The sequence below is a fragment of the Nocardia sp. CA-136227 genome (assembly GCF_050955695.1).
Lineage (GTDB): Bacteria > Actinomycetota > Actinomycetes > Mycobacteriales > Mycobacteriaceae > Nocardia.
Genome location: NZ_CP192081.1, coordinates 1,921,198 through 1,945,476, shown reverse-complemented (window position 1 = coordinate 1,945,476; position 24,279 = coordinate 1,921,198). Strand labels below are relative to the sequence as shown.

The following is a 24,279-nucleotide window of genomic DNA, read 5'->3' as shown; positions in this document are numbered from 1 at the left end:
GCGCGTCGGTCGCTACGGGCTCAGTGGGCACGGCCGGCCGCCGCTTCTTCGGCGCGGGTCAGGCCGCACAGACCGATCAGGTCTTCGTGCAGCTCGAACCACACGGTGTGGTAGCTGTCCATGATCGGACGCGCCACGTAGGTATGGTCGCCCTCGCCGATGCGATCGACGGCGCGGTCCAGGCGATCCAGGTAGCGGGACAGGCGCGGGGCCAGGCCACCCAGGCGGGCGATCAGCGGACGCAGGGTCTGGTGGGTCCCGTTGAGGCGGGCCAGGACCGAGGCGTCGTAGTCGGCGTCGGCGTGGTCGTTGACCGTGGCCGAGTCCTTCATCTGCCAGTCGGTGATGATGACCTTGAGATCGGCGTTGAAGACGCAGAACTCGTCGTAGGCGGCGGTCATGGCGGCCGCGTCGACGGTGCCGCGCTCCTCGGCGAGCAGCTGCTCCAGGCGCGGGCGGCCCTCCGGGGTGATGCGGAAGCCGGCCGGGGTGGTGGCGCAGTAGCCCGCGGTCACCAGATCCTCACAGCGGGAGGCGATCTCGGCGGTGTCGGCGAACAGGCTGAGCGCCAGGTTGTCGGCGTTCACCCGGCCCTTGATGCCGACCAGCCGCAGCACGGCCAGTTCGGTGACGTAAGCGTTCACGGCGGTCACTTCCTCCTGCTCGGCGTTCTCGCCTGCGGCGGAACGGTTTTCCAGGCGCTCGGCCAGCTGTTCGCCGTCCACGCCCGCCCACTGGGCGAGCTGGCGCACGTCGTCGAGCACGGACTGCTCGACCGGCTTGGCGACGACCTCGCCGGGCAGCACCAGACCGGCGCCGCCGTCGACGGTGACCGTCTTACCGGTCAGCGCGGCCACCACACCCGGGCCGCAGCCGACTACGCACGGGCGGCCGAGTTCGCGGCTCACCAGCGCGGCATGCGAGGTGGTGCCGCCCAGTTCGGTGACGATGGCGCGCGCGGCGATCATGCCGTGCAGATCGTCGGGGCTGGTGGTGGGACGGACCAGGATGACGTCCTCGCCCGCCTCGGCGCGGGTCTCGGCCTCGTCGGGGTCGGTCACGACCACGCCGGAAGCCAGTCCGGGGCAGGCGGATTCGCCGCGGGCGAGGGGCTCCTGGCCGCCGGTGTCACCGGAGGCGGGACGCAGCACCTCGCGCACCTGGTCGGGGGTCACCCGGTCCAGGGCCTCGTCGGCGCTGATCAGGCCCTCTTCGACCATGGCGACGGCGGTGCGCACCGCGGCGCGGGCCGACCGCTTGGCCGGACGCGACTGCAGCAGCCACAGGGTGCCGGACTCGACGGTGAACTCGATGTCCTGCAGGTCGCGGCCGTCGTGCTCCAGCAGCTCGGCGGCGGCGATGAGCCGCTCGTGCACAGCGGGCTGGGTGACGGCCAGATCGTCGAGGGGGCGCGGGGTCAGGCGGCCGGACACGACATCCTCGCCCTGCCCGCCGACCAGCCACTCGCCGTAGACGGGGGTGTCGCCGGTATTGGGGTTGCGGCTGAAAAGCACGCCGGTGCCGGACGATTCGTCGAGGTTGCCGAACACCATGGCCTGCACGGTGACCGCGGTGCCCATGGTGTCGGCCAGGCCGCGGTGGGCGCGATAGGTCTTGGCGCGCGGGGAATCCCAGGACCGGAACACGGCCTCGATGGCGCCGCGCAGCTGATCCCACGGGTCGGCCGGGACGACGCCGTTCGCGTCACCGAGCACGGTCTCGCGGTACTGGTGCACGAAACGGGAGCGGGTGTCGTCCGCGTAGCCGGGGTTGCGGGTCTCGGCGGCCAGCGCCTGCTGCACCGCGTCGGTCATACCCAGGTTGAGGACGGTGTCCATCATGCCGGGCATGGAGATCGCCGCGCCCGAACGCACCGACACCAGCAGCGGGCGATCGGCCGATCCGAAGCGGCGGCCGGTGCCGCGCTCGATCATGGCGATGCCCTCGAGCACCTGCGCCCAGATCTCCTCGGCGATCGCGCCGCGGGTGGTGTAGTCGGCCCAGCCGTCGGTGGTGATCACGAACGCGGGCGGCACCGGCAGCCCGAGCGCCCGCATGTGATCGATGCTCCACGCCTTGCCGCCGATCTTGTCCCGCGACAAACCGCACGCGCCGTCGAGTTCGACAACGGTGGTCGCGCCCGCCGCGAGGTCCTGGCGCTGCGCAAGCTCCGTTCCGGCCGTCATGTCACTCCTTCGAGATTCTGGATTCATTCGCACTCCAGCGCTCCGCCGCTGCTCGAGCGGCCTGCCGGGCAATATCCGTCCCCCCGACGGTTCCACTACAACGAGGGTGCCGTGTGACGCCCCGCACCCCCAAGTCCCATCCCGATGACCGGAATCCCGCCTGGCACCCCGACGCCACGCGCGGGGAGGAGCACCCAAAGGTTCGCGGCGCGTCTCGTTCTGGACTGACGGAGCGGGGGAGCGAAGCGGAGGAGCGGAGGAGGGAAGAACGAGACCTCCAGCGCCGCGAACCAGCCCGGAGCGAAGCGGAGGGCAGTCCAACACGGCACGCCCGGTCAGCGGGATGGCACGGCGAAAAAGGGCGATCGGGTGAGAGGGCTGGGGCAGGATGGGCGGATGGATCGGCGGCACTCGGGCGGCATCTCCGCGGTCGGAAGTGTGACGACCATTCCGGCGCTGGTGGCCGATCGGGCGCGGCGATATCCCGAAGCCGTCGCGATTGCCGGACCGGCCGGGCGGCTCACTTTCGCCGAGCTGGCCGAGGAGGCCGCAGCGGTGACGCGGGCCGCCATCGCCTCCGGGTTGGAGCCGGGCGATCGGGTCGGGCTGTGGGCTCCCAACAGTGTCCGCTGGATCGTGACCGCCCTCGGCATGCTCGGCGCGGGCGCGACCCTGGTGCCGATCAGCACCCGGCTGCGCGGCCCGGAAACCGCCGAGGTGCTGGCCCGCAGCCACGCCAAAGCCGTGTGCACCGTGCAGGAGTTCCTGGGCGCGGACTATCCGGCCATGCTCGCCGAATCCGGTGTCGAGCTACCGGATCTGGAGCACCTCATCCTGCTCGACGACGCCCGCGGCGAGAGCGCGGCGGACTGGGACATCAGCTCGTGGGCCGGGTTCCTGGCCCCCGGCGCGGTGATCGAGCCGCGGTCCGCGATCGAACGCACCGCCGCCGTCGACCCGGAGTCCATCTCCGACATCCTGTTCACCTCCGGCACCACCGGCACCCCGCGCGGCGTACTCGCCACGCACCGCCAGACGCTGGAGGTCTTCGCCCGATGGTCCGAGGTCGTCACCCTGCGCCCGCGTGACCGATATTTGCTGGCGAACCCGTTCTCGCACACCTTCGGCTACAAGGCGGGCATCCTGGCCTGCCTGCTACGCACCGCCACCATGGTCCCGATGGAACGCTTCGACGCGGCCGCCGCCCTCCAGCTGATCGAGAGCGAACGCATCACCGTCCTGGCCGGGCCGCCAACGCTTTTCACCGACCTGCTCGCCGCCGGCCCCGACGACTACCTGCTCGGCTCGCTACGCCTGGCGGGCACCGGCGGCTCCACCATCCCCGCCGAACTGGTCCGCCGTATTCACGAGGACCTGCGCATTCCCGCCGTCTTCACCGCCTACGGCCTGACCGAATCGATCGGCGTGGTGTCCATCTGCCCACCCGACTCCCCCGCCGAACTGGCCGCCGACACCGTCGGAAAACCCCTGCCCGGCAGTGAGATCCGCATCGTGGACCGGGAAGGCAAACCCCTCGAGACCGGCGAGCCCGGCGAGGTCACCGTCCGCGGCCCCAATGTCATGCACGGCTACCTGGACGATCCGGCGGCCACCGCCGCCGCCATCGACCCCGACGGCTTCCTGCACACCGGCGACATCGGCACCGTCGACCCCGACGGCTACCTGCGCATCACCGACCGGCTCAAGGACATGTTCATCGTCGGCGGCTTCAATGCCTACCCGGCCGAGATCGAACGAGTCCTGCTGCGGCACCCCGACATCCGCGATGTCGCCGTGATCGGCATCCCCGACGAGCGGCTCGGCGAGGTGGGCCGCGCCTACGTGGTCCCCGTCGCCGGAGCCGCCGCCGATCCGGCCCCCATCATCGAATGGTCCCGTGCCCGGCTGGCGGGCTACAAGGTGCCGCGGGAGATCGTCTTCGCCGACGACCTCCCGCGCAATGCCGGCGGCAAGGTGCTCAAACAGCGCCTGCGCGACCCGGACTGATCAGTTCCCCAGCACCGGGCCGTCGGCCCAGCGGTACAGGTGGGCGATCGCCGGGTCCACGATGGAGCCCGGGATCTCGGCATCGAACCAGCGGTCGACATGCGTCCAGTGGTACGGGTGCAGCAGGTAGTCGCCATTGAGGCCGTCGGGGTCGGCGAACTCCTGCTCCCAGACGTGCGTCCAGCGGGCGTGGCCGGGGACCCGGCTCAACGACCAGGACCGGATGGCCGGGATGTGGGCGGGCATGGCCATCAGATCGGATTCGAAGCGCGACACCGTATCCGGGGAGGTGCCCTCCCGGACGGTGAGCAGCAGGGTGCGCTTCACCCGGCGGGGCGTGTCGAGGCGGACCACGCGGGCGTGCACCGGGGCCAGCGGTACCAGGTCGGCCGCACCGGGCAGGCCCGGCAGGACCGCGCTGGGCGTCGACTCGGTGGTCAGGTCCCACAGCGCGCCCAGACCGCCCGCGCTGCCCGGCAGATCGACCCCGGCCGAGCAGTGCGCCACAGCAGGATTCGCGGATGCCGCCGAGGCGAAGGCGGCCAGCCGGCCGTCAGCGTCGTCGGCGGGCGGGGCGGTGAGAATCACCCAGCGAGTCATGCCTGCACCTCCTGCACCGCCATGACGCGCCGCTCCCTGGTCAGGGCGACCGCGTCGGTGTCGGACCAGAAGGCCGCCACGCCCGGATCGGCGGCGGCCGCCGCGCGCATGCCGTAGAAGTCGTAGATACCCGGCAGCTCCCAGATGATCTGCACGGCCACCGAATCCGCGCCGGTGTGCTCACGCAGCACCTGCGGGGCGCGCAGGCCGCGAGCGGTGGCGCCGGGCAGGTAGTCGCCGCGCCACCTGGCGAGCCAGTCCTCGGCGCGGTCGGCGGGCAGGACGACGCGGTCGAACACGCGGACGGGGGTCGCCGGGTTCACAGCTTCGACTCCACGTCGTTGCGGTACCGATCCACGTAGGCCGCAAGGTTTTCCACGCCGTTGAGCAGGGATTCGGGGCCGAACATGGGCGGGGTCAGCACGATGCGGCTCGCACCGGCGGTGACGTAGGGGCGCACGTAGTCGGCGTCGAACTCGCGCACGAAATCGAACGAGCCGGGCCAGATCGTCATCTCGACGGCGTCCTCGGAACGTCCCGCCGCGGCGGACAGTTCGCGGATCTTGTCCGCGCCGCGCGCGAAATCCTCCGAGGAGATCGTGTACGGGAACCAGCCGTCACCGACCTTCGCCGCGCGCCGCACCGCGGGAGCGCTGTTGCCGCCCAGCACGATCGGGATCGACCGCTCGGGCCGCGGCTGGCAGAACAGATCGTCGAACGACACGTGCTTGCCGTGATAGGTCGCCGGCTCCTGCGTCCACAGTGCCCGCATCGCCCCGATGGCGTCGTCGAGCCGGGTGCCGCGTTCCTCGAACGGCACGCCGATCGCCGCGTATTCCTCCTTCTGCCAGCCGATCCCGAGGCCGAGCAGCAGGCGGCCGTCCGAGATCCGGTCCAGCGTGGCCGCCCGCTTGGCCAGCACCACCGGGCTGTGCAGCGGGGCCACCACCATGGCGGTGCCCAGCTTCACCGTGCTCGACGCCGCCGCCACGAACGCCAGGGTCTCCAGCGGATCGGTCATCGGCACCCCGATACCGCCGCCGCCGGGCATCCGGCCGTCGGGCGAGTACGGGTACAGCGGCTCGTAATCCTGAGCCACCACAACGTGTTCCACGGTCCAGATCGACTCCAGCCCACATTCCTCGGCCGCCGCGGCGAACTCCCGTAGGAATCCGCCCGAGGTCACCAGGCCGTCGAGATATGGCATGAGCATGCCGATGCGCATCGGACGCCTCCGTCCTTCCGGGTACGGCCCAACCTGAGCCACCCGTCGATCGTGGCTGTTGCGGAGGTCACAATCAGGAGAGATCCCGTTCACTGAGATCGGATATATCCGCAGGTCATGGCATGTTTACCCGGCAACGTCCAGTAGCCCCGCACCGGATGGCGCGGGGCTGCTGCACACACTCTCCCCTCGGGCCGTGCCCCGGTGCGGAACGCACCGGGGCACGGGAGTTCCCGCGAGCTGGGTTAAATCTCCTTGCGCATCTGGGCGGTCAGGGGCTTCATGTAGCCCGAGCCGAGCAGGCGGCGCATGACGTTCATCGCCTTGGCGTCCTTGCCGATCAGGATGAGCGGCTTGTTCTTCCGGATGCCGTTGACGATCGTCTTGGCGCAGTCCTCCGGGCTGGTCTGGGCCAGGCGGTCGAAGTTGGCGGCCAGGTCGTCGCGGGAGCGGTTGGCGGCAGCCCGTGCCTTCCAGGCGATCTCGGTCTTGATCATGCCCGGGTGGACGCTCGAGACGCCCACATTGTGCCCGGCGATGATCATCTCCTGGCGCAGCGCGTCGCTGATCGCGTGCATGGCGTACTTCGACGAGCTGTAGCCGCCCTGGCTGGGGCAGGCCACCAGGCCGAACATGCTGGAGACATTGGCGACATGGCCGTCCCCGGAGGCGATCACGTGCGGCAGGAACGCCTTCACGCCGTGCAGGGTGCCCCAGTAGTTGATGCCGAAGATCCACTCCAGGTCTTCCCAGGAGACTTCCTCGATATTGGCGGTCAGCGAGACACCGGCGTTGTTGATGACGATGTTGACCTTGCCGAAATCGGCCACGACCTCGTCGGCGTGCGCGTAGACGGCGGCGCGATCGGCCACGTCCAGCTTGTAGGCCCGAGCCTTGGCACCGACCTTCTCGCACAGCGCCACGGTCTCGGCGACATTGTCGTAGTTGCGGCCGGACAGAGCCAGCTGGGCTCCGTTGCGCGCCAGCTCGAGCGCGAGCGCCCGGCCGATGCCCGCTCCCGCACCGGTGATCACAGCGACTTTGCCGTGGAAGTCCTTCATGGGTGTTTCCTTGTCTCGCTTCGCGAATAACCCCGGCGAATCCGGGGACCGGAGCCTTACTGGGTGGTGAAGCCGCCGTCGGCGATGAACTCGGCGCCGGTGCTGTAGGAGGAGTCGTCGGAGATGAGGAACAGCACCATGTTGGCGAGTTCCTCGGGGGTGGCCGGACGGGCGATGGGCTGATTGGCCGCGATGCTCGCCGACCGCTCGGACGCGGCCACCATCTCGGTGGCCACGATGCCCGGATGCACCGAGTTGACGCGGACATTGTCGGCCGCGAATTCCTGTGCGGCCGTTTTGCTCATGCCGCGCACGGCCCACTTGGAGGCCACGTAGCCGAGGATGTTCGAGTAGCCGATCAGGCCGCCGGTCGAGGAGATGTTCACGATGGAACCCACCCCGGCGCGGCGCATGGAGCCGATGACGGCCTTCATGCCCAGGAACACGCCGACCTGGTTGACGTCGATCACCTTGCGGTAGTCGGCCTCCGAGAGCTTCTCGATGGGGTCGACGTGCACGATGCCCGCGTTGTTGACCAGGCCCGAGACCGGCCCGAAGGCCGCCTCGGTCCGCGCGACCACGTCGTTCCAGGCCGCCTCGTCGGTGACGTCGAGCGGGAAGAACCGGGCGGCGTCACCGATCTCGGCGGCGACGGCCTCCCCGGCCTCGACGAGCACGTCGGTGATCACCACCTTCGCCCCCTCGGCCGCGAGCTTGCGGGCGAAGGCCGCCCCCATGCCGCGCGCGCCGCCGGTGACGATGACGACCTTCGAATCAACCCGTCCCATGTCAGTTCTCCTGCGCTGCCGCTGATTCCACGTCGGCCAGGTGATTGGCCGCGATGTAGCCGAACACCATGGCGGGGCCGATGGTGGCGCCCGCGCCGGCGTAGTCGTTGCCCATGACGGCGGCGGAGTTGTTGCCCGCCGCGTACAGGCCCGGGATGACGTCGCCCTGGTCGTTCAGGACGCGGGCGTGCTCGTCGGTGACCAGGCCGCCCTTGGTGCCCAGGTCGCCCGGCACCATCTCGACCGCGTAGAACGGGCCGCGCTCGAGCGGGGCCAGGGTCGGGTTGGGCTTGACGGTCGGGTCGCCGTAGTAGCGGTCGTAGGCCGAGTCGCCGCGCTGGTAGTCCTCGTCCCGGCCGTTGCGGGCGAAGACGTTGAAGCGCTCGACGGTGGCGGCCAGCTTGTTCGCCGGGATGCCCAGCTTGTCCGCCAGCTCGGCCAGGGTGTCGGCCTGCTTGATGATGCCCGCGTCGAAGTACTTCTGGGGCAGCGGCCGCTTGGGGAAGTTGCCCAGGAACAGGTACCGGTCGCGGAAGTTCTGGTCGAAGATGAAGTGCGCGGGAATGCTGCCCGGCACCTTCTTCTCCTCCTCGTACATGGTGTGCACGACGTTCACGTACGGCGCGGACTCGTTGACGAAGCGGTCGCCCTTGGCGTTGACCACGATCGCGCCCGGCTGCGAACGCTCGGCCAGCATGAAGAACGGCGGGCCGTCGGGGTTGCGCACCGAGGGACCCCACCAGGCGTCGTCCATCAGATCGACCGCCGCGCCGGCCTTCTGGCCCGCGACGATGCCCTCGCCGACGTTCTCGGTGGCGCCCACGGTCCAGCCGGTGTTCTGCGGGCCGTCGATGTACTGCTCACGCATCTCGAGGTTGTGCTCGAAACCGCCCGCGGCCAGCACCACGCCGCGGCGGGCCTTGATGGTGACGGTGCGGCCCTCGTGCTCGGCGCGCACGCCGACCACGGTGCCGCCCTCGATGACGAGGTCGGTGAGCGGGGTGTTCAGCCACACCGGCACGCCCGCGTCGCGCAGCGACAGCCACAGCCGGGCGGCGAGCGCCTTGCCCAGGCTGAGCGGCTTGGCGCCCTTGATCATGTTCAGCGCGGTCTGCGCGCCGACCTTCATGGCGGTCTTCTTGCCGGCCCAGGTGCGGGCGATCATGTTCAGGTCGTGGAAGTCCTTGACCGTGATCGCGATGCCCTTGGGGGCGGACATGGTCGGGCGGTTGATCTTGTCCAGATCCGCGCCGAGCAGGCGGCCGTCGATGATCTTGGGCTCGATGCTGCGACCCTGCGCCAGACCACCCGGGAACTCCGGGTGGTAGTCGGAGTAGCCGCGGTCGTAGGCGAACGCCCAGTGCTTGGAGCGGGCGCCGATGTAGCGGAACATCTCCGGGCCCTGCTCCAGGAACGCGCGCTGCTTGGCCTCCGGAACCCGGTCGCCGACAACGGCTTTCAGGTAGGTGCGGGCCATCTCCGGGCTGTCCGGCACGCCCGCGGCCTGCAGCACCGGGTTGTTCGGCACCCAGATGCCGCCGCCCGAGCGCGCGGTGGAGCCGCCGAACAGGCTGCTCTTCTCGATCAGGGTGACCGACAGGCCCCGGTAGGCGGCGGTCAGCGCGGCGGTCATGCCGGCCGCGCCGGAACCCACCACAACGACGTCGAATTCGAATTCCATGAATCTCGTTCCTTAGTAGCCGCAGCTGGTCAGCATGCCGCCGTCGACGACGAATTCGCCTCCGGTGCAATAGCTCGAGGCGTCCGAGGCCAGGAACAACGCCACCTCGGAGACCTCGACCGGCTGACCCCAGCGCGGAATGGGCAATTCGGAGAAGAAGGAGTTGCCGTCCACCCCGGACGCGCCCGCCACGGACGCGGTCATGGGGGTGGCGATGCCGCCGGGATGGATCGAGTTCACCCGGATACCCGAGTGCCCCAGTTCCCGGGCGGCGGACTTGGTGAGACCCCGCAGCGCGAACTTGCTCGCGCTGTAGGCCGACAGACCGGCCGCACCGACGAAGCCCTCGACCGAGGACACGTTCACGATGGACCCGCCACCGGCCTCGATCAGGGCGGGCGCGGCGGTCTTGATGCCGAGGAAAGCGCCCGTCACGTTGATGTTCATGATGGTCTGGAACTCGTCCAGGCTCATCTCCACGATGCGCTTGAACCGCAGGATGCCGGCATTGTTGACCAGCACGTCCAGCTTGCCGAACGTGGCGACGGCCGCGGAAACCGCTGCCTGCCAGTCGCTTTCGCTGGTGACGTCCTGGTGCACGAAATGGACGGCGTCGCCCAGCTCCGCGGCCAGGGCCTTGCCCTCGTCGTCGAGCACGTCGCCGAACACGACCTTGGCGCCCTCGGCCACGAAACGGCGCACATGCTCCGCTCCCATGCCCCGGGCGCCGCCGGTCACCAGCGCTACCTTGCCGTCCAGCTGTCCCACCTGATCCCGTCCTTCCGCTGCTGTTCAACCGACGCTAAGTCCCGATGCGGAAGACCGGCACGGTGTGGTCCCGGCCACTGAGACAACCTCATGACCTGAGGCTATGGGTGCAGTTGTATTCCGTTTAGGCATAGACGCCCGGACGGGTGAGGCAGCGCCCACCGACGGGCCCCGACTGCGCGGCAAGGAGTCCTCGGATGAAGTTCTCGATGATCTTCGAAGCGCAGATGACCGATCCCACCGCCGCCCACGAAGCCCAGGTGCTGCGCGACTGCGTCGAGCAGGCCGTGCTGGCCGATCAGGTCGGCTTCGACACCGTCTGGGCCGTCGAACACCACGGGCTCAAGTGGTACGCCCACATGAGCGCGCCGGAGATCTTCCTGACCTGGGTGGCCGCGCAGACCCAGCGGATCCGGATCGGGCACGGCGTGGTCTGCATGCCGTTCAACTTCAATCACCCCGTCCGCGCGGCCGAACGCGCCGCCATGCTCGACGTGCTGTCGGGCGGCCGCCTGAACCTGGGCGCGGGCCGCGGCGCGACCGCCGTCGAGACCTCCATGTGCGGAGTCGATCCCGACCGCACCTACCAGGAGGTCGAGGAATCGCTGCGGATGATCGCCGCCGCCTGGCAGGACCCCGAGGGCGAATTCGAATACCACGGTGAACTGCTCGACATCGGCCCGCACCACCTGCTGCCGCGGCCGGTGCAGCGCCCGCATCCCCCGCTGTTCATGGCCTGCACCAAAAAGGACACGCTGAAACTGGCGGCCGAGTACGGAATCGGCGCACTGGTCCTGGGTTTCGCGGGCATCGAGGAGATCGCCGAACTGCGCCGCATCTACGACGACGCCATCGCGGCCCGCACCGGCGAACGCCTGGTGTCCACCGTCGTCAACGACCACTTCGCGGCGCTGTGCCCGACCATCGTGCTCGACGACCGCGAACGGGCCCGGCAGATCGGCGCGCGCGGGCAGCGGTTCTTCGCCCAGTCCATCAAGTACTACTACGGCGCGGGCCCGGTGCCCGACGAGGCCGTGGACCCGGGCGTGGACGAACTCGCCAAGATGCGCGAGGTCGCCGACGAGCACGTCGCCTACCTGCACGAGGCCAAGATCCCGGTGAAGACCGGGGCCACGGCCATCTTCAACACCGAGCACGCCTACGGCACCGCCGAGGACGCCATCGCCTACGTCGAGCGGCTGCGCGACGCCGGGGCCGACGAGATCCTGTGCCTCATCCAGATGGGCACCGTGCCCCAGGAGGCGTGCCTGGAAACCATCCGTCAGTGGGGGGAGAAGGTCATCCCCCACTTCCGCACCCAGTAGCACCGTCGCAACCCAGACAGAGAAGGAAACCGAAATGGCTGATCTGACAGGCAAAGTCGCCCTGATCACCGGGGCCGCCCGCGGCCAGGGCGCGGCCGAGGCCACGCTGTTCGTCCGGCGCGGCGCGAAGGTGGTCATCACCGACGTGCTCGAGGCCGAGGGCAAGGAGCTCGCCGAATCCCTCGGCGAGAACGCCCGTTTCGTGCGCCACGACGTCACCGACTCCGAGAGCTGGGACGCCGCGGTGGCGGTGGCCGTCGACACCTTCGGCAAGCTCGACGTACTGGTGAACAATGCCGCCATCTACACCATGAAGCCGATCGCGGAGACCACTCCCGAAGAGCTGGAACGAATCCTGCACGTCAACCTGGTCGGCGCGTTCCGCGGCATCAAGGCGGTGCTGCCGGCCATGACCGCCAACGGCGGCGGCTCCATCGTGAACATCTCCTCCCAGTCCGGGCTCGAGGGCCTGATGAACCACTCCGCCTACGGCTCCTCCAAGTGGGGTCTGCGCGGCCTGTCCAAGGTCGCCGCCCTGGAGCTGGGCTTGTCCCAGATCCGGGTCAACTCGGTGTACCCCGGCCCCATCGCCACCCCGATGGTGCCCTACCTGACCACCGGCCCCGGCAGCTTCCCGACCCTGCCGCTCGAGCGCACCGGCCTGCCCGAGGAGGTCGCCGAACTGGTCGCCTTCCTCGCCTCCGACGCCTCGGCCTACATCACGGGTGCGGAGGTGGCCATCGACGGCGGCCTGGCCGCGGGCAAGTTCATCCCGCGCGGCATGTAATTCCGCGAACCCCGCAGTGACACAGCGCGATCCAGGAAGGCCCGTAATGACCCTGTCCCCCGAATGGCAGACCTTCGTCGACGCCGCCACCGCGGCGTTCCCGGCATTGGGCACCGAGGTGTTCGACGCCGTCGAAGCACGGGCCTTCCTGGCCGCCCGTCGCCCCGCCCCCGTCGAGCCCATTCCCGTTGCGGGAGTGGAGGATCGCGCGGTGCCGGGCCCGGCCGGCGCGCCCGAGGTGCCGGTGCGGGTGTACCGGCCGCTGGACGCCGAACCCGTTCCGGCCATCGTGGTCTTCTACCACGGCGGCGGATTCGTGCTGTGCGGCTTGGACTCCCACGACCGCTTCTGCCGCACCATGGCCAATGAGGCCGGCGCGATCGTGGTGTCGGTGGACTACCGCCGCGCCCCCGACGCCCGCTTCCCGGCCGCGGCCGACGACGCCTCCGCGGTGCTGCGCTGGGTCGCCGAGCACGCCGAGGACCTGGGCGGGGACGCCGGCCGGATCGCGGTGGCCGGGGACAGCGCGGGCGGCAATCTGGCCACCGTCGCCGCCCTCGCCGCGCGGGACAACGGCGGACCCGAGCTCGCGTTCCAGCTGCTCATGTACCCGATGCTGGATCCGGCCTGCGATCGGCCGTCGCACACCGAGAACGCGGAGGGGTACTTCACCACCGCGGCGCACATCCGGTGGTACTGGGAGCAGTATCTGTTCTCCGATGCCGAGAAGTCCGACCCCTACGCCAATCCCACCATCGCCGACCTCACCGGGCTGCCGCCCGCGCACATCGCCACCGCGGAATTCGATCCGCTGCGCGACGAGGGCGAGGCCTACGGGCAGCGGCTGCGCGAGGCCGGGGTGGAGACCGAGATCCACCGCTGGGACGGCACCGTGCACGGGTTCATGTCGATGGCCTTCCATCTGCGAGAAACCCAGCGCGCCAATGCGACCGCGTTCACCGCGCTGCGCCGGGCGCTGGCGCGCACGCCCGTCGTCTGAATTTCACCGCTCGTTCCCGGCCCGACCGGTTAGCATCACCTGCGTTCGCCCGTTTGAAACGTCAGGAACTCACTTGCCGGTTGCACGCCCCACCCCGGTCACCGGAGCGGCCACGCTCACCACGGCCCTGGCATTGGCCACCTCGACCCTGGCGCTCGCCACATCAGGCCTGGCCCTGGCGGGCAGCGCCGACGCCGCACCCCAGTACTACGGCACCCTCGCACTGTCCCGGCTGAAGAACACCGCGGTCACCGGCACCGACGCGAACCGGGTCGTCGCCGACGCCGCCGCGATCCGCGACTGCGCCAGCTACGACTGCGAGATCGTGCTGCGCTTCAGCGACGGCTGCGGCGCGGTCGCCCAGGGCGCGGACGGCGCCTGGGGCTGGGCGGTCGGACCCAGCCTCGCCGAGGCCGAACAGAACGCGGTCGCGGGGCTCGGCCAGAGCGCTCCCCCGTTCCCCGACCTGGGCAGCGCACAGCCCCGCGCCGCCCGGGTGGCCGCCAGCGCCTGCACCGAAAACGCTCGGTAGCAAGCGCTTTCGAGCAGCGGCGTCAGTGCGGGTACTGGGCCTCGTAGGCCGCGCGCTCGGCGGCCCGCCGCGCGGCCCGGGCCGGACTCTCCAGATCCTCCGGGAAACCGTGCTTCACCAATCGGTGGGCACGGTTCATCGGCATGTAGGCCACGATGTAGAACAGCGCCAGCAGCAGGCCGAGCAGGATCACCGAAAGCTGTAGCCACAGCTCGCCCGGCAGCAGGAAGGCGAGCGCGAACACCGGCAGCAACGGCACCAGCTGGCGCACGATGTGCCGGGGCACCGCCCACGCACCGGTGAGGTCGTTGCGCACCCACTCGCGCAAATCGTCCGGCAGCACACTGCCGAAGGTGTAGGCCAGCCACTGAGCAGGGTTGGGGCGCTTCATTTCCGGTGTCCCTTCGTCGATCCGGCGCGTTCTGTCTCCGCCGAAACCGACTGCCGCGCCGCGGCATTCACCCGGTTCAGCACATCACGCAGTTCCTCGAGATCCGCCAGACTCACCCCCAGCCGCGCCACCACGGCCGGGGGGATCTTCTCCGCCTCGGTGCGCAGTTCGCGGCCCGCGTCGGTCAGATCCACGACCAGGTTGCGTTCGTCGTGGCTGTCCCGCCGCCGGGTAATGAGCCCCGCCGCCTCCAGCCGCTTGAGCAGCGGCGACAGCGTGGGCGAGTCGAGCTGAATGGCCTCGCCGATGTCCTTGACCGACATCGGCGCTTCACCCCACAACGCCAGCATCACCAGATACTGCGGATGCGTCAGGCCCATCGGTTCCAGCAGCGGCCGATACACCGCCAGGACCGACCGGTTCGCCACGGCCAGCGCGAAACACACCTGCCGGTCCAGCCGCAGCGGGTCGTCGACCTCCACCGTTCCGCCCTCCTCGCTCGTCTTCGTTAGGGCAATAATAGTTAATGCACTAACTGTTCGTCGACGACCCGGTGGGTAATTGGCGTCACATCACTCCCGCGACGCCCGCATGGCCACGATCCGGCCGGTGTCCATGTAGTCGCGGAACAGCGTGACCTGGCCGTTCTCGACCCGGATCACATTGACCGACGTCCGCGCCCACGCCCGGCCGGTCCCGGGGCGCGTGACGTCGACGTCGATCTCGGTGATGAGAGTGTTCGGATCGGCAGTCTCGTGGATGACCGGGCGAATGGCGTGAATCTCGATGCCGGACATGCCCGACCAGCGCTGCGCGAGGTACGCGCGGATCTGCTCGCGGCCCTCGATCCGGGACGGCTCGCCCGGAATGAGGAACGGCATCTCGAACACGACATCCGGGGCGAGCAAGGCCGCGAATCGATCCGCATCGCGCGCGGGCAGGGTGTCGAATAGTCGAATCACGAGGTCACGAGGGGTTTCCACGGAAGTGGTCATGAGCATCTCCTAAACGGAACGTTGGACCCGCTTAATAATCGGGGCGTGCGCCCCGCTTGTCAACGGCTGAGTAGGCTGTCGGACGTGACGGACAGACCCCTGCGCGCCGACGCCCGCCGCAATCGCGAGCGGGTCCTGGCCGCGGCCCAGGAAGCCTTTGCCGCCGAGGGCATCTCGGTGCCGCTCGACGAGATCGCGCGGCGGGCGGGCGTCGGGGCGGGCACCGTGTACCGCCACTTCCCCACCAAGGAAGCGCTTTTCGAGGCCGCGATCCTGGATCAGGTCGAGAAGATCACCGCGCACGCGCGCGAACTGACCGCGGCCGAGGATCCCGGCACGGTGTTCTTCGAATTCCTCGCGATGATGGTGCTCGAGGGCGGGGTCAAACGAGATCTGGCCGACGCGCTGCGCTCCGGCGGCGCCGAGTATCCGCGCACGGTGTCCCACGATCTGAAAGAGGCGCTGGGGACGCTGCTTTCCCGCGCCCAGGACGCCGGGGCGGTGCGGCCCGAGATCAGCGTCGACGATCTGCTGACCATCATCAAGGGCGTGTTCCTCGCCGTCCACGAAGCCGGAGCCGCACCGGGACTGCGTGAGCGCACCTTCGCCGTGATCGCGGATGGCTTGCGCACGAACCGCTGACCTGCGCCTCCGGGGCGGACAACACTGTCCCACACTCCCTTCCGGACCGGTTCGGCGCGTGACCGCCCGCCCGCGTCCCCCGACCGTGCTCGCAAACGCGCAGCAATGGTCGCTGAAATATTGCGGAATTAACTGAAACATGGGCGAATCGCGCACATGGTTCCGTAATTCCGCGTGTTCTCCCGACTCTGATGCTTGGATGCTCCATGTGCTGACCAATTGCCGCCGGAGTTGACAACGGGAGATCAGATCCGATGAAGCGTGCGATCCGCGCCGTCGCCCTCACAGCCTGTCTAGCCCTGGCAGCCTGCGGCAATGGACCGAAACCCGACGACGCGCCGCCACCGCCGCCACCGCGGACGCTCACCATCGGCATCAAATTCGATCAACCCGGACTCTCGGTCAAGGGCACCGACGGCAGACCACGCGGGTTCGACGTCGACGTCGCGACCTATATCGCCGGGAAGCTGGGCGTCATGCCGGAGCACATCACCTGGCGCGAGGCCCGCACCGACCAGCGCGAAACCCTCGTGAGCTCCGGCGCCGTCGACTTCGTCGTCGCCTCGTACTCCATCACCGCCGCCCGCCAGCAGCTGGTCTCCTTCGCCGGGCCCTATCTGCTGGCGGGCCAGGACCTGCTGGTGCGGCAGAGCGAACGCGCCATCGACCAGCCCGAGGACCTGGACGGGCGCACCGTCTGCACAGCCGAGGGCTCCACCTCCGCCGACAAGATCCGCCGCAGCTTCGCCCGATTCGTCCGCCTCACCACCCGGGACAGCTACCCGCAGTGCGTGGCCGACCTGATCACCGGCACCGTCGACGCCGTCACCACCGACGACGTCATCCTCGCCGGCTACGCCGACGAACACCCCGGCACGCTGCGACTGTCCGGCCACCGGTTCACCCGCGAACGCTACGGCGTCGGAGTCCGCAAGGGCGACATCGAATTGCAGGGGCGCATCACCTCGATCATCCGCATGATGATCGACGACGGCAGCTGGCGGCGCGCACTGGAAAAGCACCTCACCGCGACCAGTTACAAACCCCTGCCCGCGCCCGCGGTGTTCAATGCACCCGACCGCGCGGTCGAACCCGGCGACCCCACCACCCTCGACCCGGAATTGGTGAAAGCCGCCAAGGCGGTCGCCGCCACCTCCAATGCCCGCGACTGGGAAGGATTCCGCTCCCTGGTCTGCCCCGAGAACGCCGACGCCATCGACGAAATAGTTTTCCAATACACCCCCCAATACGACAAAACTCTGGGCCCGGAAATACGCAATGCCGGCTACACCAATACCGTCACCGGCGTCACCCAATCCGGCGCCGACTCCGCCACCTTCGCATTCCACGAGACGTTCACCAATGTGCCCGAGAAATACCGGCACTACTTCAAGGACGTCGACTACACCGGCACCATGATCCGGCGCGAAGGCTCCTGGAAGCTGTGCAGCCTCACCGCCGACTTCGTCGAACCCTGACCGCGAAATAATGCGGTGCGCCGGGACGGGCGGTGGACCTACCGTGAAAGGCAGTCGAAGGAAAGGACTGTCCGATGTTTCCCGTCGAGCTGCGCGGTACCCGAGCGCAGACGCTCATGTGGGCCCACGAGCACGAGGTCGGCGCGGCCGCGCTCCAGCAGCTGCGCGATATCTCGCAACTGAAATGGGTGTACGGCGTCCGTGTGATGCCGGACGTGCACCTGGGCAAGGGCGCGACCGTGGGATCGGTCATCGCCATGCGGGACGCGGTCGCCCCCGCGGCCGTCGGCGTGGACATCGGGTGCGGCATGGAAGCGGTGCTCACCTCGCTCACCGCGTCCGACCTGCCCGACAACCTGCACTCGCTGCGCTCCCGCATCGAGGCGGCGCTGCCGGTCGGCTTCGCGGCGCACCGCGAACCCGTCGACGTGAACCGCCTGAACGCCGAGGTCTTCGGCCAGCGCACCGCGGGCACCACCATGCGCGCGGGCTGGGAGCGGTTCTGGAAGGGCTTCGACACCCTGGATCCGATCGTGCGGCCCCGGGAAGCCAAGGCCCACAACCAGATGGGAACCCTCGGCGGCGGCAACCACTTCCAGGAACTGTGCGTCGACACCGAGGACCGCGTGTGGATCCTGCTGCACTCCGGAAGCCGCAATATCGGCAACGAGATCGCGCAGCGGCACATGGCCGTCGCCCGCGAACTGCCGCACAACCAGGACCTGCCGCACCGCGACCTGTCCGTATTCCTCTCCGGCACGCCGGAAATGGACGCCTACCGGCGCGACCTGACCTGGGCCCAGGAGTACGCGGCCCGCAACCGGGCCGTCATCCTGGCGCTGGTCTGCAAGGCCGTGCGCGATGAATTCGACGGGCTGGCAGTACGTTTCGACGAGCCCATCTCCTGCCACCACAACTATGTGGCGGAGGAGATCATCGACGGACTGCCCATGCTGGTCACTCGCAAGGGCGCGGTCCGGGCCGGCGCGGGCGACCTCGCGCTGATTCCCGGCTCCATGGGGACGCGGTCGTATGTGGTTCGGGGCAAGGGGAATCCGGCCTCGTTCCAGTCCGCCTCGCACGGGGCGGGACGGCGGATGAGCCGCAACGCGGCCAAGAAGCAGTTCACCGTGGCCGACCTGGTGAAGCAGACCGAAGGCGTCGAGTCCCGCAAGGACGCCGGGGTGATCGACGAGATCCCCGCGGCGTACAAGGACATCGACCAGGTCATCGCGGCCCAGGCGGATCTGGTGGACGTGGTCGCCACGCTGCGGCAGGTGTTGTGCGTGAAGGGGTGAGAACGGGTCAGCGGCGGCGGAACGTCGCCGCTGCACCCGCGCCCACCAGCAGGATGCCCACGATGAGCGGGAATCCGGTCTGCAACCACTGGTACAGCGCGACATGCATTTCGTCCGACAGGGGTAGATCGCCGATCAGCCGGAAGGTGTCGTCCGGGAAGATGAAATGGATGATCCCGGGCAACACTCCCCACACCAGCCCGGCCACGACGGTGCCCGCCGGGGAGTAGGCGGCCAGCGCCGCCACCACCAGGAAAAGCGCTGCGGCCAGCAGGATCTGGAAGGTCGAGCCGACCCGGTCGGCGAAATCCCCCAGGATCGCCCACTGTCTGGTCCCGGCCGCGCCGCGGGCGGCCAGCGCGATCCCGACGGGGGTGATCAGCAACCCCGCCAGCGTGCCGGCCACCGTCCGCGACACCGTGCTGCTGCTACGGAATTGCGCCCCGGGCGGAGTCCACCCCGCGGGCGACGGAAACTTCTCCGGCATGTGCGTCTCCCTGCGCGCCCCCGGACGCCCTTCGTGCCCGGAACCCTATTGTCCGTCCGCGCAGCGGATTCCGCCCGATCTTGACGGCACCGCAATCAAGGCGGGTTCCGGCGGTGTCTCACACGAGCAAGGCCTGTCCGGTTGGGAGTATTTGCACCTTGGTCTCCGGGGCCAGATCGGCTGCGGCGGCGCGGAAGTGCTCCGCGCCCGCGCGGTCGCCCTTGGTCATGAGGCGATCGCCGACCGGGCCGCTGGAGAAAGCGTAGTGAATCGGGACCGCCAGGCGCGGGCGCAGCACCCGGGCCAGGTCGGCGGCCTCGATCGCGTCCATCACCACCTGCTTGTTGAGCACCGGGCGGATGCGCAGGCCGTTCACCGGCAGCAGGGCCAGGTCCAGATCCGGGAAACGCCGGGCGATGTCGTCGAGTTCGGCGATGCGCAGGGTGTCCGCGCCGAAGAAGACGGTGTGGCCGTCGGCCCGCAGCACGAAGGTCACCTCGGGGACGCCGTGACTGGCCGGGGCGGCGGTCACCTCGACCGGGCCCAGACGCGTGCTCTGCCAAGGGGCCAACTCGACCACGTTCGGGAAACCCGCGGCGCGCACCTGTTTGGCGAGGCCGGGTACGACCGCGAACGGCACCGACTTGTCGGGATACCGGACCAGGGCGTCGAGATCGCAGTGGTCGTAGTGGCCGTGGCTGATCACGATGCCGGAGAGCTCGGGCAGGTCGGCCGCGGTCGCGAAGGCGCGCGGCTCGCCGGGGCGGTAGAAGCGGGTCTCCGACAGCCAGGGGTCGGTGAGGATGCGTGCGCCGCCGAAATCGAGCAGGGCGCTGGCGTGGACGACACGGGTCACGGTGAGCATGGCGGGTTCCTTGACAAGACAGCCGTCTACGGCGTCACCCATCCCGGCCACTACCGGGTGCTGTTCGGCACCGCCGGGACGCCCGGGTGGGAGCCCACCACCGGCCAACTCCCGGGGCTCCCCACGATTCAGCTGCTGATCGACACCGCGGCCGCCGCCGGGGCGCCCGATCCCGAGGCCACCGCGCAATGCCTGTGTGCGGGGATGCACGGCCTCGTCACGCTGCGCCAGGACCGGCCGAGTTTCCCGTGGCTGCCGCTCGATCGCCTGGTCGACACCCTGGTCGCGGCCCACTCGGGCACCGGATAACCGACCGCGCGAGGGTCCGAAGTTCGCGGGACATCCGGGCGGCGGCGCCGGGGTGTCGGTGCGGTGAGGCACGATGGAGCGCGTGACCTCGACCGACTCCTCCCCCACCGCCCCCGCGTCCACCGATCTGCGTGAGGACGCGGAACGGCTGCTGCGGGAGCTGGCCGGGCCCGACGCGCGGCTCCGGGAGGACCAGTGGGTCGCGATCGAGGCGCTGGTGGTGCACCGGCGGCGGGCGCTGGTGGTGCAACGCACCGGTTGGGGTAAATCCGCCGTCTACTTCATCTCCGCGAAGCTGCTGCGCGCCCAGGGGCGGGGGCCGACGGTGATCGTGTCGCCGCTGCTGGCGCTGATGCGCAACCAGGTGTCGTCGGCCGAGCGCGCGGGAGTCGTCGCGGCGACCATCAATTCGGGCAATGTCACCGAATGGGACGAGATCCACGCGCGGGTGGCCGCCGGTGACGTCGACGTGCTGCTGGTCAGCCCGGAGCGGTTGAACAATCCGGACTTCCGGGATTCGGTGCTGCCCAAGCTGGCCGCCGACGCCGGACTGGTGGTGATCGACGAGGCGCACTGCGTATCGGACTGGGGGCACGACTTCCGGCCGGACTACCGCCGGATCCGCACGCTCATCGCCGATCTCGGCTCGGAGGTGCCGGTGCTGGCCACCACGGCCACCGCCAACGACCGGGTGGTCACCGATGTGGCCACCCAGATCGGCACCGACACCCTGGTGCTGCGCGGCAGCCTGGACCGGGAATCGCTGCACCTGTCCGTGGTGACGATTCCGGACGCGGTGCGGCGCACGGCCTGGCTCAGCAAACGACTGCACGAGCTGCCCGGCTCGGGCATCGTCTACGCGCTCACCGTGGCCGCGGCCCACGACCTCGCCGACGTGCTCAACTCGCACGGGCACCACGTCGCCGCCTACACCGGGCAGACCGACCCCACCGAACGCGAGGCGCTCGAGGCCGCGCTGCTGAACAACGAGGTGAAGGCGCTCATCGCGACCTCCGCGCTCGGAATGGGTTTCGACAAGCCCGATCTCGGCTTCGTCGTGCACCTGGGCGCGCCCTCCTCCCCCATCTCCTACTACCAGCAGGTGGGTCGCGCGGGCCGCGGCACCGAACGCGCCGAGGTGGTGCTGCTGCCCGGTCGCGAGGACCGCCAGATCTGGAGCTACTTCGCCTCGGTGGCGTTCCCGCGCGAGCACGTCGTGCGCTCGGTGCTGGCCGCCCTCGACACCGAGCGGCCGCTGTCGACCGCGGCATTGGAACCGCTGGTGGAGCTCAATCGCTCACGCCTGGAAATGGTGCTCAAGGTGCTGGACGTGGACGGCGCGGTGCGCCGGGTGCGCGGCGGCTGGCTCGGCACCGGCGAACCCTGGGTCTACGACACCGAACGCTACGAGCGCCTCAGCGTCGCCCGCGAGGCCGAGCAGCAGGCCATGATCGACTACCAGTCCACCAGCCAGTGCCGGATGACGTTCCTGCGCAGCCAACTCGACGACCCGGGCCTGGTGCTCGGCACCCACTGCGGGCGCTGCGACAACTGCACCGGCGCCACCCAGGACACCGCGGTCGACGACTCCGACCTGGCCGACATCCGCACCCGCCTGGACCGCCCCGGCATCGACCTGGCGCCCCGCAAGCAGTGGCCCACCGGCCTGGCCAAACTCGGAATCCCCTTGTCCGGCAAGATCACCGACGGCCCCGAGACCGGCCGCGTCCTGGGCCGCCTCAGCAATCTCGGCTGGGGCCAGCGCCTGCGCCCGCTCCTCGACGGCCCCGACGCCCCGGTCCCCGACGAGGTCTTCCGCGCCTGCACCACCGTGCTGCGCGAATGGGATTGGGCCCAGCGCCCGACCGCCGTCCTGGCCCTCGACTCGGGCGCCCGCCCCCTGCTGACCCGCTCCCTGGCCGCCCGCCTCGCCGAGATCGGCCGCCTCCAGGATCTGGGCGTCCTCCTGCTGCGCCCCGACCTGCCCCCGGTCTCCGCCGCCAACTCCGCCCACCGGGTCGCCGCCCTCCACAATGTTTGGGAGACACCGGATCTCACTGCCGTCGACGGCCCCATCCTGCTGGTCGACGCCCTCACCGACACCGGCTGGACCTTCACCATGGCCGCCCGCCAACTCCGCGCCGCCGGAGCCGACGCGATCCTTCCCTTCGCGTTGGCCACCCCTTCCTGACCTTCGGGCGTACCGTCGAACGGGGAAGGGAGAGAGCATGAGTACGGGGAACAGCGCGGACGAGGCCAACGATCCGCGGGCGCGCTGGCGCAAGCTGCCGCCCGAGCCGGCGCAGTGGATCGAGGAGGTCGACCGGGAGCATTCGGCCGTCGACTTCGGCCCGGGCCATGACCCGGACGGCAAGGCCGCGACCTACGGGGGCACCAGCGGGCCCTGACGCGCTCAGGCGTCGGGGGTGGGCCGCCGGTTCTCGAGGTTCTCGATGGCGTCGACGTAGCGCAGCATGAGGCGCGCGAAGTCGAGGCGGTCCTGTTCCGGCCACTCGGCCGTGATGTATTCGAAGGCGGCGCGCTGCTGTCCGCGGAAGCGGGTCATGAACTCCAGGCCCTCGGGGCTGAGCTCGAGGACGGCGCGTCGGCCGTCCAGCTGCGAGGGCACGCGCAGCAGGTAGCCCGCCTTGATGTTGTCGGTGACCATGCGACTCGCCACCGACGGGTCCACGCACATGGCCGCGGCGATCCCGCCGACGGTCATCTCCCCCGGTTCGTCCTGCCCGCAGCCCAGGACCAGGCCCAGCACCAGGGCGCGGGTGGAGTCCTTGGCGCTGATCGGGTTCTCGACCTGCTGCAGGACACCGCGACGGAGCTTGCCGAAGGCCGGGCCGATGGCATCCAGCAGCTCGTCGGGGGTGCGGTCGTCCGTCGTCATCCCCACATCGTATCTGCATGCATGTCGGCATCTGCGTGCATCGATGCACATACATGTTGACTAGCAACTGTGTGCATGACAGCATGCATTTCATGACCATTCTCGTCACCGGCGCTCGCGGCCAGATCGGCCGCGCCGTCCTCACCTCCCTGCACGCCCGCGGTCTCCCGGTCCGCGCGGCCAGCAAGGACCCCTCGGCTCTCGACCTCCCCGCGGGAATCGACGCTGTCACTTTGCCCGACGATCTCGAAAGCCTCATCGCCGCACTGAAAGACGTGCGCCAGGTCTTCCTCTACGCCAACCCCGCCGCCGCGGACACCTTCGCGCGGGCCGCCGCGGCCGCCGGGGTGGAGCACGTCGTGCTGCTGTCCTCCTCCGCGGTCAATGATCCGAACGCCGCCGACAACCCCATCGGCGCGAACCACCTCGCCGTCGAGAACGCCCTCGCCGCAGCGGATCTCGCCACCACCGTGCTGCGCCCCGGCGGCTTCGACAGCAACGCCTTCGGCTGGATCGCCGCCGTCTCGTCCGGCACGCCGATCGAGCACGCGTATCCCGACGCCGCGCTGGCCATGATCCATCCCCTCGATATCGCCGACATCGCGGTCGCCGCCCTCACCGGCAGCGAATTGCGCGGCCGCACAGTCACTCTCACCGGTCCGAAGGCGATCAGCTTCCGAGCGCAGATCGGTCACCTCGCGACGGCCCTCGGCCGCGACATCCCGATCACCACCATCACCCCGGCCGAGGCCGAGGCGCAGATGTCGCGCACCATGCCGCCCTACATCGTGAGCGCCCTGCTGAACATCTGGGCCATCACCACCGACACGCCCGAAGCCCCGGCCGACACCACCGAGACCCTGCTCGGCATCCCCGCCCGGACCTTCGAACAGTGGGCCCGGGAGAACTCGGCCGCCTTCGCCCCCGCCTGAACCGGACCCGAACCGCCCGTCCA

26 protein-coding genes are annotated in these 24,279 nt (G+C 69.7%); 12 read left to right on the top strand and 14 right to left on the bottom strand.

All coding sequences use genetic code 11. From position 1 onward, the window contains the following. Positions 1-20 precede the first annotated feature (20 nt). Positions 21-2,186, bottom strand: a complete 2,166-nt coding sequence (locus tag ACQP06_RS08625; RefSeq protein ID WP_433671744.1) for a pyruvate, phosphate dikinase — start codon at positions 2,184-2,186, stop codon at positions 21-23. A gap of 396 nt (positions 2,187-2,582) precedes the next feature. Between ACQP06_RS08625 and ACQP06_RS08620 the strand changes: the two genes are divergently transcribed. Then, positions 2,583-4,193 carry a FadD3 family acyl-CoA ligase gene (locus tag ACQP06_RS08620; RefSeq protein WP_433671743.1) on the top strand — a complete coding sequence of 537 codons (1,611 nt, stop codon included), beginning with the start codon at positions 2,583-2,585 and terminating at the stop codon, positions 4,191-4,193. Here ACQP06_RS08620 and ACQP06_RS08615 read toward each other — a convergent pair whose 3' ends face one another. From ACQP06_RS08615 to ACQP06_RS08585, 7 genes are all read right to left on the bottom strand, one after another. Then, positions 4,194-4,793, bottom strand: coding sequence for a Dabb family protein (locus ACQP06_RS08615; protein WP_433671742.1), 600 nt, complete (start codon positions 4,791-4,793; stop codon positions 4,194-4,196). After that, entirely contained in the window at positions 4,790-5,116 is a 327-nt protein-coding gene (locus ACQP06_RS08610) for a hypothetical protein (RefSeq protein ID WP_433671741.1), read from the bottom strand. Before ACQP06_RS08610 ends, ACQP06_RS08615 begins: the two co-directional genes overlap by 4 nt. Beyond that, positions 5,113-6,018: an LLM class F420-dependent oxidoreductase gene (locus ACQP06_RS08605; RefSeq protein WP_433671740.1), complete on the bottom strand. Its 906-nt coding sequence runs from the start codon at positions 6,016-6,018 to the stop codon at positions 5,113-5,115. The genes ACQP06_RS08610 and ACQP06_RS08605 overlap by 4 nt, the downstream gene beginning before the upstream one ends. A 245-nt stretch (positions 6,019-6,263) precedes the next feature. Continuing rightward, a complete protein-coding gene (locus ACQP06_RS08600) occupies positions 6,264-7,079 on the bottom strand; it encodes an SDR family NAD(P)-dependent oxidoreductase (RefSeq protein WP_379272998.1) in 816 nt (271 codons plus the stop codon). A gap of 56 nt (positions 7,080-7,135) precedes the next feature. After that, positions 7,136-7,867 carry a glucose 1-dehydrogenase gene (locus tag ACQP06_RS08595; RefSeq protein WP_433671739.1) on the bottom strand — a complete coding sequence of 244 codons (732 nt, stop codon included), beginning with the start codon at positions 7,865-7,867 and terminating at the stop codon, positions 7,136-7,138. Between the two features lies 1 nt (position 7,868). Continuing rightward, complete coding sequence (kstD, locus tag ACQP06_RS08590; protein WP_433671738.1) at positions 7,869-9,548, bottom strand: 3-oxosteroid 1-dehydrogenase; 1,680 nt, start codon at positions 9,546-9,548, stop codon at positions 7,869-7,871. A gap of 12 nt (positions 9,549-9,560) precedes the next feature. Continuing rightward, positions 9,561-10,316: a glucose 1-dehydrogenase gene (locus ACQP06_RS08585; protein WP_357090165.1), complete on the bottom strand. Its 756-nt coding sequence runs from the start codon at positions 10,314-10,316 to the stop codon at positions 9,561-9,563. A gap of 197 nt (positions 10,317-10,513) precedes the next feature. On the opposite strand from ACQP06_RS08585, the gene ACQP06_RS08580 reads away from it, so the two are divergent. The 4 genes from ACQP06_RS08580 (at position 10,514) to ACQP06_RS08565 (ending at position 13,960) form a co-directional block, all read left to right on the top strand. Continuing rightward, a complete protein-coding gene (locus ACQP06_RS08580; protein ID WP_433671737.1) occupies positions 10,514-11,641 on the top strand; it encodes an LLM class flavin-dependent oxidoreductase in 1,128 nt (375 codons plus the stop codon). A gap of 34 nt (positions 11,642-11,675) precedes the next feature. After that, positions 11,676-12,428 carry an SDR family NAD(P)-dependent oxidoreductase gene (locus tag ACQP06_RS08575; RefSeq protein ID WP_433671736.1) on the top strand — a complete coding sequence of 251 codons (753 nt, stop codon included), beginning with the start codon at positions 11,676-11,678 and terminating at the stop codon, positions 12,426-12,428. 46 nt (positions 12,429-12,474) lie between these two features. Beyond that, the gene (locus ACQP06_RS08570) at positions 12,475-13,428 is read left to right on the top strand and encodes an alpha/beta hydrolase (protein WP_433671735.1); all 954 of its coding nucleotides are present in this window, start codon (positions 12,475-12,477) and stop codon (positions 13,426-13,428) included. 73 nt (positions 13,429-13,501) lie between these two features. Continuing rightward, the gene (locus ACQP06_RS08565) at positions 13,502-13,960 is read left to right on the top strand and encodes a DUF4189 domain-containing protein (RefSeq protein WP_433671734.1); all 459 of its coding nucleotides are present in this window, start codon (positions 13,502-13,504) and stop codon (positions 13,958-13,960) included. 22 nt (positions 13,961-13,982) lie between these two features. Here the strand turns inward: ACQP06_RS08565 and ACQP06_RS08560 are convergent, their stop codons facing one another. From ACQP06_RS08560 to ACQP06_RS08550, 3 genes are all read right to left on the bottom strand, one after another. Then, a complete protein-coding gene (locus tag ACQP06_RS08560) occupies positions 13,983-14,351 on the bottom strand; it encodes a DUF5313 family protein (RefSeq protein ID WP_433671733.1) in 369 nt (122 codons plus the stop codon). Then, the gene (locus ACQP06_RS08555; RefSeq protein ID WP_433671732.1) at positions 14,348-14,833 is read right to left on the bottom strand and encodes a MarR family winged helix-turn-helix transcriptional regulator; all 486 of its coding nucleotides are present in this window, start codon (positions 14,831-14,833) and stop codon (positions 14,348-14,350) included. Before ACQP06_RS08555 ends, ACQP06_RS08560 begins: the two co-directional genes overlap by 4 nt. Before the next feature lie 90 nt (positions 14,834-14,923). After that, positions 14,924-15,346, bottom strand: coding sequence for a nuclear transport factor 2 family protein (locus ACQP06_RS08550; protein ID WP_433671731.1), 423 nt, complete (start codon positions 15,344-15,346; stop codon positions 14,924-14,926). A gap of 84 nt (positions 15,347-15,430) precedes the next feature. Here ACQP06_RS08550 and ACQP06_RS08545 point away from each other — a divergent pair, with 84 nt between their 5' ends. The 3 genes from ACQP06_RS08545 to ACQP06_RS08535 all read left to right on the top strand — a co-directional run bounded on the left by ACQP06_RS08545 (position 15,431) and on the right by ACQP06_RS08535 (position 18,764). Further along, positions 15,431-15,988: a TetR/AcrR family transcriptional regulator gene (locus ACQP06_RS08545; RefSeq protein ID WP_433671730.1), complete on the top strand. Its 558-nt coding sequence runs from the start codon at positions 15,431-15,433 to the stop codon at positions 15,986-15,988. 254 nt (positions 15,989-16,242) lie between these two features. Then, the gene (locus ACQP06_RS08540) at positions 16,243-17,466 is read left to right on the top strand and encodes a glutamate ABC transporter substrate-binding protein (protein ID WP_433671729.1); all 1,224 of its coding nucleotides are present in this window, start codon (positions 16,243-16,245) and stop codon (positions 17,464-17,466) included. A gap of 74 nt (positions 17,467-17,540) precedes the next feature. Then, a complete protein-coding gene (locus ACQP06_RS08535) occupies positions 17,541-18,764 on the top strand; it encodes an RtcB family protein (protein ID WP_433671728.1) in 1,224 nt (407 codons plus the stop codon). A gap of 7 nt (positions 18,765-18,771) precedes the next feature. Here the strand turns inward: ACQP06_RS08535 and ACQP06_RS08530 are convergent, their stop codons facing one another. Next, entirely contained in the window at positions 18,772-19,251 is a 480-nt protein-coding gene (locus ACQP06_RS08530; RefSeq protein WP_357090189.1) for a hypothetical protein, read from the bottom strand. A 118-nt stretch (positions 19,252-19,369) separates the two neighbouring features. Beyond that, positions 19,370-20,116, bottom strand: coding sequence for an MBL fold metallo-hydrolase (locus ACQP06_RS08525; RefSeq protein WP_433671727.1), 747 nt, complete (start codon positions 20,114-20,116; stop codon positions 19,370-19,372). On the opposite strand from ACQP06_RS08525, the gene ACQP06_RS08520 reads away from it, so the two are divergent. The 3 genes from ACQP06_RS08520 (at position 20,090) to ACQP06_RS08510 (ending at position 22,833) form a co-directional block, all read left to right on the top strand. Further along, a complete protein-coding gene (locus tag ACQP06_RS08520) occupies positions 20,090-20,425 on the top strand; it encodes a TetR-like C-terminal domain-containing protein (RefSeq protein ID WP_433671726.1) in 336 nt (111 codons plus the stop codon). The genes ACQP06_RS08525 and ACQP06_RS08520 overlap by 27 nt on opposite strands. Positions 20,426-20,498: 73 nt before the next feature. Then, positions 20,499-22,616, top strand: coding sequence for a RecQ family ATP-dependent DNA helicase (locus ACQP06_RS08515; protein ID WP_433671725.1), 2,118 nt, complete (start codon positions 20,499-20,501; stop codon positions 22,614-22,616). 37 nt (positions 22,617-22,653) lie between these two features. Continuing rightward, positions 22,654-22,833, top strand: a complete 180-nt coding sequence (locus ACQP06_RS08510) for a hypothetical protein (RefSeq protein ID WP_433671724.1) — start codon at positions 22,654-22,656, stop codon at positions 22,831-22,833. 5 nt (positions 22,834-22,838) lie between these two features. On the opposite strand, the gene ACQP06_RS08505 is transcribed toward ACQP06_RS08510, so the two are convergent. Next, complete coding sequence (locus ACQP06_RS08505) at positions 22,839-23,324, bottom strand: MarR family winged helix-turn-helix transcriptional regulator (RefSeq protein WP_357090195.1); 486 nt, start codon at positions 23,322-23,324, stop codon at positions 22,839-22,841. Positions 23,325-23,416: 92 nt separating this feature from the next. Here ACQP06_RS08505 and ACQP06_RS08500 point away from each other — a divergent pair, with 92 nt between their 5' ends. After that, positions 23,417-24,256: an SDR family oxidoreductase gene (locus tag ACQP06_RS08500; RefSeq protein WP_433671723.1), complete on the top strand. Its 840-nt coding sequence runs from the start codon at positions 23,417-23,419 to the stop codon at positions 24,254-24,256. Positions 24,257-24,279 lie beyond the last annotated feature (23 nt).

Coding starts and splice junctions, on each gene's coding strand:
- ACQP06_RS08540 (WP_433671729.1), top strand. CDS start 16,243: ATGAAGCGTGCGATCCGCGCCGTCGCCCTCACAGCCTGTCTAGCCCTG.
- ACQP06_RS08525 (WP_433671727.1), bottom strand. CDS start 20,116: ATGCTCACCGTGACCCGTGTCGTCCACGCCAGCGCCCTGCTCGATTTC.
- ACQP06_RS08500 (WP_433671723.1), top strand. CDS start 23,417: ATGACCATTCTCGTCACCGGCGCTCGCGGCCAGATCGGCCGCGCCGTC.
- ACQP06_RS08575 (WP_433671736.1), top strand. CDS start 11,676: ATGGCTGATCTGACAGGCAAAGTCGCCCTGATCACCGGGGCCGCCCGC.
- ACQP06_RS08625 (WP_433671744.1), bottom strand. CDS start 2,186: ATGACGGCCGGAACGGAGCTTGCGCAGCGCCAGGACCTCGCGGCGGGC.
- ACQP06_RS08580 (WP_433671737.1), top strand. CDS start 10,514: ATGAAGTTCTCGATGATCTTCGAAGCGCAGATGACCGATCCCACCGCC.
- ACQP06_RS08505 (WP_357090195.1), bottom strand. CDS start 23,324: ATGACGACGGACGACCGCACCCCCGACGAGCTGCTGGATGCCATCGGC.
- ACQP06_RS08605 (WP_433671740.1), bottom strand. CDS start 6,018: ATGCGCATCGGCATGCTCATGCCATATCTCGACGGCCTGGTGACCTCG.
- ACQP06_RS08550 (WP_433671731.1), bottom strand. CDS start 15,346: ATGACCACTTCCGTGGAAACCCCTCGTGACCTCGTGATTCGACTATTC.
- ACQP06_RS08615 (WP_433671742.1), bottom strand. CDS start 4,793: ATGACTCGCTGGGTGATTCTCACCGCCCCGCCCGCCGACGACGCTGAC.
- ACQP06_RS08530 (WP_357090189.1), bottom strand. CDS start 19,251: ATGCCGGAGAAGTTTCCGTCGCCCGCGGGGTGGACTCCGCCCGGGGCG.
- ACQP06_RS08570 (WP_433671735.1), top strand. CDS start 12,475: ATGACCCTGTCCCCCGAATGGCAGACCTTCGTCGACGCCGCCACCGCG.
- ACQP06_RS08535 (WP_433671728.1), top strand. CDS start 17,541: ATGTTTCCCGTCGAGCTGCGCGGTACCCGAGCGCAGACGCTCATGTGG.
- ACQP06_RS08620 (WP_433671743.1), top strand. CDS start 2,583: ATGGATCGGCGGCACTCGGGCGGCATCTCCGCGGTCGGAAGTGTGACG.
- ACQP06_RS08515 (WP_433671725.1), top strand. CDS start 20,499: ATGGAGCGCGTGACCTCGACCGACTCCTCCCCCACCGCCCCCGCGTCC.
- ACQP06_RS08595 (WP_433671739.1), bottom strand. CDS start 7,867: ATGGGACGGGTTGATTCGAAGGTCGTCATCGTCACCGGCGGCGCGCGC.
- ACQP06_RS08600 (WP_379272998.1), bottom strand. CDS start 7,079: ATGAAGGACTTCCACGGCAAAGTCGCTGTGATCACCGGTGCGGGAGCG.
- ACQP06_RS08510 (WP_433671724.1), top strand. CDS start 22,654: ATGAGTACGGGGAACAGCGCGGACGAGGCCAACGATCCGCGGGCGCGC.
- ACQP06_RS08560 (WP_433671733.1), bottom strand. CDS start 14,351: ATGAAGCGCCCCAACCCTGCTCAGTGGCTGGCCTACACCTTCGGCAGT.
- kstD (WP_433671738.1), bottom strand. CDS start 9,548: ATGGAATTCGAATTCGACGTCGTTGTGGTGGGTTCCGGCGCGGCCGGC.